Source organism: Mucilaginibacter sp. (assembly GCF_028288185.1).
Lineage (GTDB): Bacteria > Bacteroidota > Bacteroidia > Sphingobacteriales > Sphingobacteriaceae > Mucilaginibacter.
Genome location: NZ_JAQBOF010000012.1, coordinates 70,119 through 84,299 on the forward strand (window position 1 = coordinate 70,119; position 14,181 = coordinate 84,299).

Below are 14,181 nucleotides of genomic sequence, written 5' to 3' on the forward strand. Positions count from 1 at the left end.
TTGCGTTTCTAAAATTCAAATCGGAAACGCAATGCTTTGCGTCTCTATGCATTTAATTTTATACATTTGAATATCGTCTGCTAGCCATTAAAAAATGCACTTTCTATACCCGGCTTTTTTATTTGCATTAATATCTCTGGCCATCCCTATATTGGTTCACTTGTTTAATTTCAGGCGATACCAAAAGGTTTATTTTAGTAACGTCCAGTTCCTTAAAGAAATTCAGGAACAACAATCATCCCGAAAAAACTTAAAAGAGCGATTAATATTAGCCGCCCGTTTACTGGCACTTACTTTTTTGGTGCTGGCATTTGCCAGACCTTACATATCAAAAAACAGCAATACCAATGCCGGGGCGCAGCGCAACATCAGTATCTTTTTAGATAATTCGTATTCCATGCAAACCCTAAACAGGGAAGGCTCTTTGCTTGACGAAGCTAAACGACGCGCTAAAGAAATTGTATCGGCTTACTCAATGAATGATAAGTTTCAGCTAATTACGCAGGATTTTGAAGGGAAGCATCAACGTCTATTAAGCCGTGATGAGTTTAATGATGCTGTAGATGCGGTTAAGATCAGCCCGCGCAGCCGAACTTTGCAGCAGATCATTGACAGGCAGCAAAATTTATTAACCACGCAACCTGGTGCAAGTAGATCTATTGATGTTGTATCCGATTTTCAAAAGAATATTACTAACGGCCAACCATTAAAAGTTGATACCGGCATACACGTTAGCCTGGTTCAGTTAAACGCTAACACACAAGCTAATGTAGCGGTTGATTCAGTATGGTTGTTAAGCGCTATACATCGCCCCGGCGAAACAGAGAAATTGGTAGTAAAACTGCATAACTATGCCGGCGAAAACTCAACTAAAATACCGCTTAAATTATCTATTAATGGCGAGCAAAAAGCGTTGGGTGGTTTCACTATTAATGCCCGATCTATCCAAACAGATACGCTTACCTTTTCGGGATTAAAACCGGGTTGGCAACGTGGCGAGATAACTTTACAGGATAACCCGGTTACTTTTGATAATCAGTTTTACTTTAGCTTTAATGTAAAACAACAGATGCCGGTGTTATTGATTGATGGTGGCACAGCTAACCCTTATTTAAAAGCCGTTTTTGGTGCCGACCAATTCTTTAATGCCAACCGCGTGCCCGATGGCAATGTTGACTATGCCGGTTTAACAACTTATCCGTTAATAGTTATAAGTGATGTTAAAGCAGTATCCGCAGGTTTATCACAGCAGTTAAAAAGCTATGTAAACAAGGGCGGTACATTAGTGGTGTTCCCGCCTGCAGATGCCGATTTGGCAAGCTATAAATTATTTCTGCAACGGATGAGTGCCGCTTATCCTGAAAAACTGGTAACAGAAAACATTAAGGTATCGGCATTGAATCTGCAAAACCCGGTGTTTAAAAACATCTTCGAAGATCTGCCCACAAACCCGGATCTTCCTATAGTGAAGAAATATTACCAGCTAAGCAATTCATCAGGCAGTAATGAAAATATAATGCAGTTGCCGGGTGCCCAGGCTTTTTGGGCCGGCTATAATAATGGTAAAGGAAAAGTGTACGTATCAGCCGTGCCGTTAAACGAAGATTTTAGTAACCTACCTCGACACGCGCTTTTTGTGCCGATAATGTTTAGGATAGCGCTGTTAAGCGGCCATGATCAGCCTTTGTTTTATTCGTTAGGTCATGATGAAACTATTGAAACTACGCCTATACAGTCGTCAGAAAAACAATTACTTAAATTAATTAAAGGCAAGCAAAGCATTATTCCTGATGTAAAACAGCAGGAGGGAAGTACGCTGTTATATGTATCAGACCAATTGCAGGAAACCGGCCTTTATGAACTTAAAAAACAGGATAGTACAGTTTCTGTAATGGCTTTTAATGATAACAGGGGCGAGTCGGATCTGAGCTATTATACACCTGCCGAACTCAATAAAATATTGCCCGATAAAGGCGATGTTATTGAAACCAATAAGGGTTCTGTAAAAGATATTGTAAGCCAGGCAGATTTTGGTGTGCAATTATGGAAACTTTGTATAATTTTGGCATTGATTTTTCTGGCTGCCGAAATATTGCTTACCAGGTATATCCCGATAGCTATCGGGACCGATAAAACAATAGCTTTGCAGAACGAAAAATCGCCCTCAATCCACACATAAAGCAGCGCTAATGAATTTGCTTATCAAATCCGCTACAATCGTTGATCCCAACTCATCTTTTAATCAACAAGTTGCTGATATTTTAATAAAAAACGGAACTATTACAGAAATTTCCAAAGCGATAAATGCCGATGTTGAAATTTTCGATGCTACAGGCAAACAACTCTCTCCCGGCTTTTTTGATCTGAATTGTAACATAGGCGAACCGGGCCTTGAAACTAAGGAGAACCTGCAAACCGGTACAGCCGCTGCTGCTGCAGGTGGGTTTACCGGGATAGCTTTAATGCCTAATACCCAACCGCCCGTTCACTCAAAATCCGAAGTTGAATATTTGATTAACCGCGCAAAAGGTAATTTAGTTGATGTATATCCATTAGGCTCACTATCACATAAACGCGAGGGTAAAGACCTGGCCGAAATGTATGATATGTACCTGAGCGGTGCCAAAGCTTTTACAGACGGCAACCGCCCGGTGCAGGATGCAGGCCTGATGGAACGGGCCATGCTTTATACCAAAGGTTTTGAAGCGACTGTATTTTCATATCCCGAAGATACGGCCATAGCCGGAAAAGCTAAAGTTAACGAAGGCGAAATGAGCACATTATTGGGCATGAAAGGTATACCATCATTAGCCGAGGAGTTAATGATTGCCCGCGATCTTTACCTTGCAGAGTACACCGATTCAAAAATACATTTCAGCACCATATCCACTATCCGTTCTGTGGAGTTGATAAGGGATGCTAAGAGAAAAGGCTTAAAAGTTACCTGTGACGTGGCTGCACACCACCTGGTGCTTACTGACGAGGCTTTAGCTGGCTTTGACAGCCTTTATAAGGTAAAGCCACCCTTGCGCACGTCTGCTGATGTAAAAGCGCTTATAAAGGGTTTAAAGGACGGAACTATAGATGCCATTGTATCGCAACATACCCCGCACGAGATAGAATTTAAAGACGTAGAGTTTGAGGTGGCTGAGTTTGGCATAATTGGTTTTCAAACCACTTTGTGCCTGGCTCTAAAGGCTGGCTTGGATATTGATCTGATCATACAAAAACTAGTTGTTAACCCGCGTAATATACTTGATGTTGAAGTACCGGTTATAGTTGTCGGGCAAAAAGCCAACCTGGTAATTTTTGATAAAGATGCAGAGTGGGTGTACAGTAAGAAAAACAATAGGTCTAAATCATACAATTCGCCTTACATAGGGCAGAATTTAAAAGGACAAGTTTTATTAACTTGTAACAATAATCATTTATTTAAATCGAATATATAATGATCGACCCAAAAATAGAAATTGCACTTGGCGCTGCGTTACAGGCTTTTTCAAAATATAGCGGAATAGATGTTAGTAAAATACATGCCGAATTTTTATCAGTATTTGCTTTAGAAGACGACTTTTTAACTAAGGTTGATGCTTTGGACGGCGTGTTTAATGATCACGCTCAGCTTGAAGTTTTACGCGAAGTGTTTTTTGACCTGCTGATGATCAACTTCTTTAGTGCCGATGTAAAGAAACTGGAGGAAGATTATTTAGATACAAAAGAGTGGGAAGATATTGAAGAGGAAACTTTAGATAGGGGTACAGAGCTATTAAATCTATTACTCTATTTAAATGAATGTGAGGATGAGGATATCGAACCCGAACTGGAAGATTATCTAAAAGAATTTTTATTAGTTGATGAAGATGAGTTCCAGGATGAATATCGCATTTACGAACCTGTAATAGCCCACCAGATTTTAATGGAAAGCCCGGTTGATGAGATTGCAAAGGTGGCTGTTAAGTTGCCCGAAGACTCTGAACTAAAAGAACTGTTTTATCCTATGATGTGCTTTTTTCAAAACACAAACCCATCTGCTGACGATAAAAACCAAATTGCTGATAAAGCGGTAGACAAGCAATTTGATATGCCTGTATTGAGTATATTAACATCATTTATTTAACCTTAAAATAATCACAATGGAAGAGCAAATTACAATGCCCGTAAAAAACAATCCTACCAAAGTAGCAACTAAGTGGGCGTTAATTAATGCGTTAACTGCTATTATTATTACTTACGCGTTTGAATTTTTAAATGTTGATCCAAACTCGCCATTAAAATACTTAGCGTACATTCCTTTTATCATCTTTTTGTTTTTAGCTCAAAAAGAATTTAAAGACGAGATAGGTGGATTTATGACCTTTGGTGAAGGATTTTCGGTTGGTTTTAGATATGCGTTATTTACCGGATTGATTATGGCGTTATTTATCTATTTATACTGTACCGTATTAAGTCCTGCTTTTTTCGACAAGGCTATTGAAGCTTCAAGAACTAAAATGGAAGAGAGCGGCAAGCTATCGTCAGAACAAATAGATAAAGCTATGGACATATCAAAAAAATGGGGACCGTTGATGGCTGCCTTTGGTACTGCTGTAGTATATCCAATATTTGGTGCTATTATTGGTTTAATTGGTGCTGCTATATTTAAGAAAGAACGCTCGGCTCATGATTTGATTGATGATGCGATTGACCCTACTGTATAATCTATAAAGTGTACAAACAAAAAGGGTTCGTTTCAATTGAAACGAACCCTTTTTGTTTGTACTTCTTGGTGTTATTGCGAGCGCAGCGTGGCAATCGCAAGGAAAAAAAGTAGCGCACTTTGCAACGTGCGATTGCTTCGTTCCTCGCAATGACAATTAATTATTTTACGGTTTATTCTTCAAAACCTGTTTAACAATATCATTGCCAAACACAAACACCATTAATGTTATGAGTAAAACAAAACCAACTATTTGAGCACGTTCTAAGAACTTATCGCTAAGTGGCTTGCCTTTTATCATTTCGATAATTAAAAATACAGCATGCCCGCCATCAAGTGCTGGTATAGGCAACAAGTTGGTAATAGCCAACGCCATAGATAATAAACCTACCATACCCCAAAAATGGATCCAATCTACATGGCTGCCAAACATGGTTGCAATAGCAACCGGGCCGGCAACTACCTTGTTAAACTTAGCTTCACCTTTAAATACTTTACTCATTGAGCGAATATTTATAGAGAAGTTATCCCAGGCTTTTTTAGCACCAAGTGGTAAAGATGCTAATACACCATATTTTATAGTCTTTTCTTCGGGCAGATCAAATTTGGCCGATATACCAAAGCCACCGGTTTTTGAGCCAAGTTTTCCATCATTATTAACGGCTACGGTTAGCTGTTTTACTTCGTTATTACGTTTTACTTCAAGTAAGACGTTTTTGTTGGCGTATTTTTTAAGTTCAGCTTGTAACTGGTCATAAAAGGTGATCTTAGCTCCGTTTACTGCGGTTATACTGTCACCCTTCATTAAACCGGCTGTTTGAGCAGCACTGCCCGGTACGATAGAATCAATAGAGAATTTTGTGCGTGGTAGCGGGCTTATAAATTGATCTATACCATCTACACCATAATCTGCCAGATCATTGATGAGAGTGGTCGGAACTGTAAGATCCATAGTTTTACCGTTTCTTTGCAAGGTTAACACAGTATGGTCAATAAATACTTTAGGACTTATCAGGCTATCAAACTTAACAAGCGGTCTACCATTTATGGCAATAATCTGGTCGCCGGCTTTAAGGCCCATTTTTACACCAATTTTTCCTGGCACAATACCATATTTAATGCTTGAATTGGGTATATATGTTTCGCCCAAACGTGCGGTAAGTACCCAGAAAATAACTATGGCCAAAACTACATTTACAAAAACACCCCCCAGCATTACAATTAAACGCTGCCAAGCCGGTTTTGACCGAAATTCCCACGGTTGCGGCGGGCCTTCCATTTGTTCGGTATCCATAGATTCATCTATCATACCGGCAATTTTTACATAGCCACCTAATGGTAACCATCCAACGCCATATTCAACATCTTTATAGGTAAATTTAAATAAACTAAAACCCCAGGCATCAAAAAACAGGTAAAATTTATCTACTTTAATACCAAACGCTCTTGCAGCTAAAAAGTGGCCCAGCTCATGCAATATCACTAAAATCGAAAGTCCCAGTATTAACTGGCCAACCATAATTACTATACCCATTCTTTATATTAAATTGTATGCCTTTGCCGGCATCTGTTTTATTAAATTTTGCGCAAATATGCGTGTTTCTTTGTCAGTATTCAAATAATCATCAAGGGTAGGTTGGGTTTGATAGCTAATGTTTTGCATGCAACTTTCAATAACTTCGCTCATCGCCAAAAAACTTAGTGCGTTATTTAAAAAACCAGCAACAGTAACTTCGTTAGCGGCATTTACAATACAAGGCATATTACCACCTTTGTTTAAAGCTGCGTAAGCTAAGTCCAAATTCTTAAAAGTTTCTGTATCGGCCTTTTCGAAGCTAAGATTTGGGTGATCTGTAAAACTAAACCGTTTGAAATTGTTTTTTAAACGGCTAGGGTGGGCCAGTGCATACTGTATAGGCAGTTTCATATCCGGCAATCCCATTTGCGCTTTTATAGAACCATCCTCAAATTGAACCATAGAATGTACAATAGATTGCGGATGAACAATCACCTCTATCTGGTCGGTATTAAGATCAAACAGCCATTTGGCTTCAATCACTTCCAACCCCTTGTTCATTAACGTGGCCGAATCAATAGTGATCTTGGCACCCATTACCCAATTAGGATGCTTTAACGCATGTTCACGCGTTACATCAGCTAAAAAAGCCCTTGTCTTTCCCCTGAACGGGCCGCCAGAAGCAGTTAATATGATCTTCTCTATCGGGTTATTTTCTTCACCAACCAGGCATTGGTAAATAGCCGAGTGTTCAGAATCAACCGGTAGTATTTTAACATTATGTTGTTTAGCCAGGCTGGTAATTAGTTCGCCGGCAACAACCAACGTTTCTTTATTTGCTAACGCGATGGTTTTGCCGGCTTTTATAGCTGCAATGGTAGGCTCTAAACCTGCAAAGCCAACCATAGCGGTTAGTACAATATCAATTTCGGGATGGGTAACTACCTCATTAATTGCATTGATACCGGCCAGAACTTTTACAGATGTGTTAGCTAACGCTTGCTTTACTTCGGCATATTTGCTTTCATCGCAAATAATTGCGTACGCAGGATTAAACTGCAATGCCTGTTGTATCAGCAAAAAGGCATTCCTATTTGCCGTTATAACATGAGCCTTAAACAATGATGGGTTTTCGCCTATCACCTCTAACGCTTGTGTACCTATACTACCTGTTGAGCCAAGAATGGCTATATTTTTAATGTTGTTACTCAATTCTTATATATAAACGTGTCATCTGCCCCCTCTAAATCTCCCCCGGTTGGGGAGACTTTTTTTAAAGCCCTCCCTACCGGGGAGGGTTGGGAGGGGCTATATAATCTTTCAATTCGTCCGCTATCTTCCTGTCGTTAGCCAGCCGCGGTACCTTATTTTGTCCGCCAAGTTTTCCCTGCGAACGCATATAATTAATAAAGGTATCTTTTTTTAGGCTTTGGATGATCAAAGGTTGCAAAATGTTACCGTCAATAAGATCAAAATAGTAAATATTTTTTGCTTGTAATGCTTTATCCACTTTAGCCGCGAAGGCTTTCATATCTTTTGGTATAGTACCAAACTCTATAAACCATTCATGGTAAGGTAATTGACCCTGTGTTGGATTTACCTGTGGTGCTACTGTAAATTCAATAATATCAACCCCTTCTTGGTTAGCTACACCCATTAATGCCTGTTCAACCTCTTCGCCAATAACATGTTCTCCAAACGCAGAAATGTAATGTTTAATACGTCCGGTCACAACTATTTTATACGGATTCTTTGAAATAAACTTAATGGTATCGCCTAAACTATATCCCCATAAACCGGCATTAGTATTTAATATAAGCGCGTAATTTTTATCCAATTCCACATCCTCCAAACTAATGCGGGTTGGGCTTTTATTAAAATATTCATCCGTAGGGATAAACTCATAAAATATGCCCGAATTAACCAATAACAACAATCCTTTTTCTTTTTGAGAATCCTGGAAAGCAATAAACCCTTCGGATGCAGGGTAGGTTTCAATCGTATCAATATTAAAACCTATACTATCTAACATACGGGCGCGGTAAGGCTCAAAATTAACCCCGCCATATACAAATAGCTTAAAATTAGGGAAGATGTCTTTTATCTTTTTACCACCAGATATTGCCGATATCCTGTCAAAATACATCTGGCACCAGGGGGGGATGCCTGATATAAGGCGCATATCTTCTTTTGCGGTTTCCTGTACAATGGCATCTACCTTTTCTTCCCAATCTTCAATACAATTGATCTCGTAGCTTGGCAAGCGGTTTTTTTGTAAATAAGCCGGAACGTGGTGTGCTACAATGCCTGATAATCTGCCGGTGGGAATACCTGCTTTTTCGGCCAGCACCGGGCTGCCTTGTAAAAATATCATCTTGCCATTCAGGAAATCAGCTTTACCGGTTTCATGAATATAGCTTAGTAAAGCATTACGCGCGGCCTTTATATGCTCCGGCATGCTTTCTTTACTGATGGGTATATATTTTACTCCTGAGGTAGTACCCGATGTTTTAGTGAGATAAGTAGGCTTCCCCGGCCAGAGTACGTCGGCCTCGCCATTGGCTACACGTTTAATGTAGGGGCTAAGCTCTTCGTAATCGCGTATAGGGACGTGCTTTTTAAAATCCCGGTAGTTTTTTATCTGGCTAAAGTTATGATCCTTGCCAAAAGAAGTGTTTTTTGCTTGTTGAATTAATTGCTCGAAAGTTTTTTGTTGCAGCGATACCGCGTTTTTGCGTATGCGGTTAAGGTCAGTATTAACCCATGCGGCAAATACCTTACTCAATATGGCTTTTAAACCCATAACTTAATTTGTTTCGGCAATATCATCATCCACATCCTGGTGACTGTATACCAGCTTGCGGTAAGTTACTGCTAATATAATATTAACAAAAGGATAGGTAAATATAATAGCTATGGATATAATGGGATAATACTGAGATAATTTAGCGGGTAAGGCTATCAGCACTAAAATAATTATCAGCATGAGCAATACTTTAAAGAAGTTACCTTTTGTTAACTGAAAACTTTGACGGATAGATTCAAATGCGCCGGATTGATCATCAACCGCAAATGTGATAAAAAACATAATCCGTAGCGCTATGTATAGCGCAATTAGGGCTGCAACATTTTCAAGTAAGGTTTGTATGTTGGGGTAGTTATCCAAACGTTCCATTAAAAAGTGAAACGTGGTAACTAAAAAAGCAATAAAGAAAACTACTGTCAAATAGCTTACTATGCTTTTAAAGGCGGGTAATACCTGTCTGAACTCAAATTCATAATACTCACTATCCATCACTGTAAAAATAAGTTTATAAAGCCCCAGCGTGGTATAGGCCTGTATAAATACCATCACAAATGATACGGCCATTTTGCCGGCAAAGGCTTCGGGCGAGATCACATATTCGGTAACAATACCTAAAACAGAAATCAGCAAAAATGATATAAATGAGTAAACAATTATAGTTACAAAGTTTTTTTTAAAAATACTCCAGGCAGTTTTACTAGTTTCTGCAACCGAAAAAGGATGATACATGCTTTATTTATGGTCTTTTTAATATTACGCGCTTCCAAAAATCCTGCATAAAACCAAGCCCGTAAGCCGTTAATTGAATGAAGGAAGCCAGTACACTCAAAAATGCAATTTTTAACGACTTGTTTTTAGTTAATGAGTGAAAAAATATCAACAAAATAATAAGTATGGCAATAATATTGCATAAGGCAGCTATGCGCCAGCTAAATATATTGGAAATTATTGTAAATAAGACACATAGCGTAAATAAAGCCGGAAAAAAATGCACCAGTTTAAGCTCGTTAGGGAAGAACTTATAAACATTAATACGCGCCCTGCCAAAAAAATGCAACTGTTTATAAAATTGCAGCAGACTAGTACGGCGTTTATGGTAAACTTTGGCCCGCGGGATCAGCCCAATTTTAAAACCCATGGAGTGTATGCGGATACTGTATTCGATATCCTCGCCCAAACGGGTAATGATAAAACCACCTGCTTTCTCCCAAACCTGCCTTGATATGCCCATGTTAAAACTACGCGGATGAAACTGACCAATGCTATTTTTATTACCTCTGATGCCACCTGTTGTAAACGGCGATGTCATGGCATAACTAATAGCTTTTTGGGTAGGGGTGAACGATGGATGCGCCGCATCCGGGCCGCCATAGGCATCCAGCCAGTTTTCTGCAAGCGAGTTATTTACGATCTCTAAATAATCTTCGGGTATCAAACAGTCAGAGTCAAATATGATGAAGTAATCGCCTGTAGCTCGTTCGAATGCAAAGTTACGGGCAAAGCCTTGGCCGGCGTTTTCTTTTACCAGGTATTTTATATTCAGTTGATCAGCAAAGCTTTTAATTATAGCTTCCGCATCATCTTTTGATCCATCTTCAATAACCAGCACCTCGAAATTTTTATAGCTCTGCAACGTAAGTGTTTCAAGCAGTTCTTTTATCTCTTGGGGGCGGTTGTATAAAGGTATAATGATGGAAAAAAACATATTTAAATGTGCAGATTTTTTTTAGTTGGAATTAAGTTATTGAAAAATGTTTAGCAATCATTTGCACATCTGCATATCCACGCATCTGCACATTAGATACTATCCTCTATCTGGTATTTATTCCGCTCGGGGGCGCTGCGGGCTACAAGTTCAGCAACAAAGCCGGTTAAAAATAGTTGCGAACCTAATATTATGGCTACCAACGCAATGTAAAACAAAGGCTGTGCCGTTACCTCGCGCGAGTATTTAATGTGATAGGCTATATCATATAATTTATCGCCTATTATCCACAATGCACATACTGTACCGGCAAAGAAACTTAAACTACCCATGGCACCAAAAAAGTGCATTGGGCGCTTACCAAACTTGCCTACAAAGAATATAGAAAGCAGGTCTAAAAAGCCATTTACAAAACGGCTTAGGCCAAATTTGGTAGTGCCATATTTACGGGCGCGATGCTCGACCACCTGCTCGCCAATTATGGTGAAACCGGCCCATTTGGCAATTACCGGTATATAGCGGTGCATTTCGCCGTAAACCTCTATGTTTTTTACTACTGCTTTACGGTAAGCTTTTAAACCGCAGTTAAAATCATGCAGGTTATCAATACCCGACATTTTACGGGTAGCATAATTAAATAATTTTGTAGGGACGGTTTTGGTTATAGGGTCATATCGTTTGGCTTTCCAGCCTGATATTAGATCATATTTCTCTTCGGTAATACGGCGATATAGCTCAGGTATTTCATCAGGGCTATCTTGCAAGTCAGCATCCATGGTAATAACCACATTACCTTCTGCTGCATCAAAGCCTACGTTTAACGCTGCTGATTTACCATAATTACGCCTGAATTTAATACCCCTGATAAAAGGATTATTTAAACGCAGTTTATTAATCATTTCCCACGAGCCATCTGTACTGCCATCATCAATTAAAATAATCTCATACATAAAACTATTTTCGTCCATAACCTTACTTATCCATGAGGTAAGTTCTGGTAATGATTCAACTTCGTTAAGTAAAGGTATTACAACTGATATATCCATTTAATAGTGGTAAGGGTTTAAGCGATGCTGTTTTTCAAACCCATGCAAAAATATAAAAAATGAGTTATGATTTTATAGAGATTAATCCCAATTGCAAATTCTAAATAGCTTTTTGCACGTTGGGTCGTTAAGGCTGGCATCCATCTTTTTGCACCAGCCACACCATGAGGCATGGAATATCAGCAATACTTTTTTATTTTCTTTTTTTGCTTGCGCATAGGCTTGCTTTAAAACGGCATCGCTTGCAGGTAATGCTTCTTGTGCAAAAGTTGTAGCCGCAAAAAATATCAGGACAAGTAATAAAAGGTGTTTTTTCATGGTATGAATTTAAGGAAATTTAGCAACAATTTTACTTTATTTTACAACTACTTGTACTGTATTACGACTTATTTGTTCAAGCAATGTGGTTTTTCCGGCGGTTAAATTCTTTATGAAACCGTCGGCGCTATGCCGTACGGTTATTAGTGTTAACTCACTGTTATACTTTACTTTATAATTTTCTTTTAGGCTGGCTAATAGCTTGTTAAAATACTCCTCTTTATAATCAAAACAAACGCTGAAACTTAGCGCCGATGTTTGCATCATATTGATCTTAACATGGCTTTTAGCGAACTTGCCGAATATATCACTTAAATGATCTTCAGATATAAACGAGTAATCTTTGGTCGATAACGAAAGCAATACCTGGTTCTGTTTAATAATAATAACCGGCTTGGCAAACACGTGCGCCGCGCTTTCTTTAATAATGGTTCCCGCTTCTTCCGGATGATTAAATGGTTTTACCAACAATGGTATTTTAGCGTTTTGCAGCGGCTTAATGGTTTTTGGATGGATAACCGTGGCGCCGTAATAAGTCATTTCAATAGCTTCCGTATAGCTTAATTCGTCAAACTTTACAGTGTCCTCAAATAATTTCGGGTCGGCATTTAGTATGCCGGGGACATCTTTCCAGGTAGTAACAGACTCGGCACCCAAGCAGGCCCCGAATATAGAAGCGGTATAATCAGACCCCTCACGGCCTAAGGTTGTGGTAAAGTTCTCAGATGTCCCGCCCAAAAAACCTTGCGTTACCACAATACTGCGCTCTAATTGCGCTGGGATGCTTAGTTGGATGCTCTCTCGGGTTTTATCCCATTGAATAACGCCTTCGCGGTAGGTGTTATCCGTATGGATATAGCCGCGCACGTCAAGCCATTGGCTTTTTAGTCCGGCTTTGTTGAGGTAGGCAGTGACGATACGGGTTGATACCAACTCGCCGACCGACACGATCTGATCATAAATAAAATCATAGTCATCCTGCGGTTCGTCCTCGATCATCCAATCTATCTCTACAAAAGTATTGGCCACTTCATCAAATACCGGGTTGTTGGGTTCAAATAATTCGGCTATGATGTCGTAATGATATTGTTTAATGCCTTCATAAATATCGTGCATATCATCGGCCTGGTCAACGTAGGCTTTAGTTAATTTCTCGAGCGCGTTGGTAGTTTTACCCATTGCCGAAACCACGATAAGCAATTGCTCACTCTTATATTTACCGACAACCTTAGCCAGGTTAATCATACCTTCCGCATCCTTAACCGATGCACCTCCGAATTTAAAAACAAGCATTTATTTAAGATATTGAGTGATAACCGTATTAGGTTTTAATAGTGATTTTATTTTAGCATAGGGGATAAACAGATCAGTTGTCCCGGCGGCGTAAGGTTTAATTTCGTATTGATTATATAGAAATCTGATACCTAAAGGCGTAATCGAAAAATTTTCATTCAATGCAAACTTACTGTCTTTAAAAAAGTAATCATTCGTTAATGAAGCTGTTTCACTTAGTTTTTCCTGTTTTCTGAAGATGGTATCAGCAATAGCTGTTAATTTGTCTTTATAATTATCGGTAAGGACATCCCCCAGATCTATGCTTTTTTGAGCTTTTGTGTTCCAGTTAATAAATGTTGTGATTGAACTGCCATGTGCGCCCCCCTTAAAATTATAACCGCTAATTTCCAAAGTAGTCAAACTCGAGTCCTGTCTTATTATTTTAGCGTGGCTATCCAACGTAAAAAACATCGCCGATCTTTTATCGTGCTTTTTAAATGCATTATATCCCGCCAAAAAATGCTCCGTATATTGTTGCAGATCAGTCCCAGGTTCATCGGCGCCAAACAAATTGACTAGCTTATAACTAACGATTTCATTCAACGAATCCTGCCCGTTAAACATCGGATAACTGATTTTTACAACCGTACACCCGCTATCCGGTTTATTCCCGCAATCTGTCGCACGTTCTTTAATAGTTTTATTGACATAGGTAAGCGTATCCGTTGTAATATCAGGTTTAGGCTTTTTATCATCACCCCACATGCAGGAACTTAACCCCAATATCGTCCCTAAAAACAACAAACTTCCTGCTTTCAT

General features: G+C 39.2%; 13 protein-coding genes. 4 read left to right on the forward strand and 9 right to left on the reverse strand.

Annotated elements, in window-relative coordinates:
* Window positions 1-94 precede the first annotated feature (94 nt).
* From JWQ34_RS05865 to JWQ34_RS05880, 4 genes are read left to right on the forward strand one after another with little or no spacing between them, the layout of a single operon-like run.
* Window positions 95-2,179 (forward strand): BatA domain-containing protein, encoded by a 2,085-nt coding sequence (locus JWQ34_RS05865; RefSeq protein ID WP_299355334.1) that lies wholly within the window; start codon window positions 95-97, stop codon window positions 2,177-2,179.
* A gap of 10 nt (window positions 2,180-2,189) precedes the next feature.
* The gene (locus JWQ34_RS05870; RefSeq protein ID WP_299355336.1) at window positions 2,190-3,449 is read left to right on the forward strand and encodes a dihydroorotase; all 1,260 of its coding nucleotides are present in this window, start codon (window positions 2,190-2,192) and stop codon (window positions 3,447-3,449) included.
* The gene (locus tag JWQ34_RS05875; RefSeq protein ID WP_299355337.1) at window positions 3,449-4,117 is read left to right on the forward strand and encodes a hypothetical protein; all 669 of its coding nucleotides are present in this window, start codon (window positions 3,449-3,451) and stop codon (window positions 4,115-4,117) included. Before JWQ34_RS05870 ends, JWQ34_RS05875 begins: the two co-directional genes overlap by 1 nt.
* A 16-nt stretch (window positions 4,118-4,133) precedes the next feature.
* Window positions 4,134-4,697 carry a DUF4199 domain-containing protein gene (locus JWQ34_RS05880; protein ID WP_299355339.1) on the forward strand — a complete coding sequence of 188 codons (564 nt, stop codon included), beginning with the start codon at window positions 4,134-4,136 and terminating at the stop codon, window positions 4,695-4,697.
* A 165-nt stretch (window positions 4,698-4,862) separates the two neighbouring features.
* Here the strand turns inward: JWQ34_RS05880 and rseP are convergent, their stop codons facing one another.
* The 9 genes from rseP to JWQ34_RS05925 form a co-directional block, all read right to left on the reverse strand.
* A complete protein-coding gene (rseP, locus tag JWQ34_RS05885; RefSeq protein WP_299355341.1) occupies window positions 4,863-6,230 on the reverse strand; it encodes an RIP metalloprotease RseP in 1,368 nt (455 codons plus the stop codon).
* Window positions 6,231-6,233: 3 nt separating this feature from the next.
* A complete protein-coding gene (locus tag JWQ34_RS05890) occupies window positions 6,234-7,424 on the reverse strand; it encodes a 1-deoxy-D-xylulose-5-phosphate reductoisomerase (protein ID WP_299355344.1) in 1,191 nt (396 codons plus the stop codon).
* A 73-nt stretch (window positions 7,425-7,497) separates the two neighbouring features.
* Entirely contained in the window at window positions 7,498-9,015 is a 1,518-nt protein-coding gene (locus JWQ34_RS05895) for a GH3 auxin-responsive promoter family protein (RefSeq protein ID WP_299355347.1), read from the reverse strand.
* A gap of 3 nt (window positions 9,016-9,018) precedes the next feature.
* Window positions 9,019-9,747 (reverse strand): glycerophosphoryl diester phosphodiesterase membrane domain-containing protein, encoded by a 729-nt coding sequence (locus tag JWQ34_RS05900; RefSeq protein ID WP_299355350.1) that lies wholly within the window; start codon window positions 9,745-9,747, stop codon window positions 9,019-9,021.
* 7 nt (window positions 9,748-9,754) lie between these two features.
* Window positions 9,755-10,723 carry a glycosyltransferase gene (locus tag JWQ34_RS05905; RefSeq protein WP_299355352.1) on the reverse strand — a complete coding sequence of 323 codons (969 nt, stop codon included), beginning with the start codon at window positions 10,721-10,723 and terminating at the stop codon, window positions 9,755-9,757.
* A 92-nt stretch (window positions 10,724-10,815) separates the two neighbouring features.
* Window positions 10,816-11,769: a glycosyltransferase family 2 protein gene (locus tag JWQ34_RS05910; protein WP_299355354.1), complete on the reverse strand. Its 954-nt coding sequence runs from the start codon at window positions 11,767-11,769 to the stop codon at window positions 10,816-10,818.
* Between the two features lie 81 nt (window positions 11,770-11,850).
* Window positions 11,851-12,087 carry a thioredoxin family protein gene (locus tag JWQ34_RS05915; RefSeq protein ID WP_299355356.1) on the reverse strand — a complete coding sequence of 79 codons (237 nt, stop codon included), beginning with the start codon at window positions 12,085-12,087 and terminating at the stop codon, window positions 11,851-11,853.
* A 36-nt stretch (window positions 12,088-12,123) separates the two neighbouring features.
* Window positions 12,124-13,380, reverse strand: a complete 1,257-nt coding sequence (locus JWQ34_RS05920; protein WP_299355359.1) for an aspartate kinase — start codon at window positions 13,378-13,380, stop codon at window positions 12,124-12,126.
* Entirely contained in the window at window positions 13,381-14,181 is an 801-nt protein-coding gene (locus tag JWQ34_RS05925; protein WP_299355362.1) for a DUF3298 and DUF4163 domain-containing protein, read from the reverse strand.

Excerpts from the sequence above, each read along its gene's own strand:
- JWQ34_RS05865 (WP_299355334.1), top strand. The coding sequence starts at position 95 with ATGCACTTTCTATACCCGGCTTTTTTATTTGCATTAATATCTCTGGCC.
- JWQ34_RS05870 (WP_299355336.1), top strand. The coding sequence starts at position 2,190 with ATGAATTTGCTTATCAAATCCGCTACAATCGTTGATCCCAACTCATCT.
- JWQ34_RS05875 (WP_299355337.1), top strand. The coding sequence starts at position 3,449 with ATGATCGACCCAAAAATAGAAATTGCACTTGGCGCTGCGTTACAGGCT.
- JWQ34_RS05880 (WP_299355339.1), top strand. The coding sequence starts at position 4,134 with ATGGAAGAGCAAATTACAATGCCCGTAAAAAACAATCCTACCAAAGTA.
- rseP (WP_299355341.1), bottom strand. The coding sequence starts at position 6,230 with ATGGGTATAGTAATTATGGTTGGCCAGTTAATACTGGGACTTTCGATT.
- JWQ34_RS05895 (WP_299355347.1), bottom strand. The coding sequence starts at position 9,015 with ATGGGTTTAAAAGCCATATTGAGTAAGGTATTTGCCGCATGGGTTAAT.
- JWQ34_RS05900 (WP_299355350.1), bottom strand. The coding sequence starts at position 9,747 with ATGTATCATCCTTTTTCGGTTGCAGAAACTAGTAAAACTGCCTGGAGT.
- JWQ34_RS05905 (WP_299355352.1), bottom strand. The coding sequence starts at position 10,723 with ATGTTTTTTTCCATCATTATACCTTTATACAACCGCCCCCAAGAGATA.
- JWQ34_RS05910 (WP_299355354.1), bottom strand. The coding sequence starts at position 11,769 with ATGGATATATCAGTTGTAATACCTTTACTTAACGAAGTTGAATCATTA.
- JWQ34_RS05915 (WP_299355356.1), bottom strand. The coding sequence starts at position 12,087 with ATGAAAAAACACCTTTTATTACTTGTCCTGATATTTTTTGCGGCTACA.
- JWQ34_RS05920 (WP_299355359.1), bottom strand. The coding sequence starts at position 13,380 with ATGCTTGTTTTTAAATTCGGAGGTGCATCGGTTAAGGATGCGGAAGGT.
- JWQ34_RS05925 (WP_299355362.1), bottom strand. The coding sequence starts at position 14,181 with ATGAAAGCAGGAAGTTTGTTGTTTTTAGGGACGATATTGGGGTTAAGT.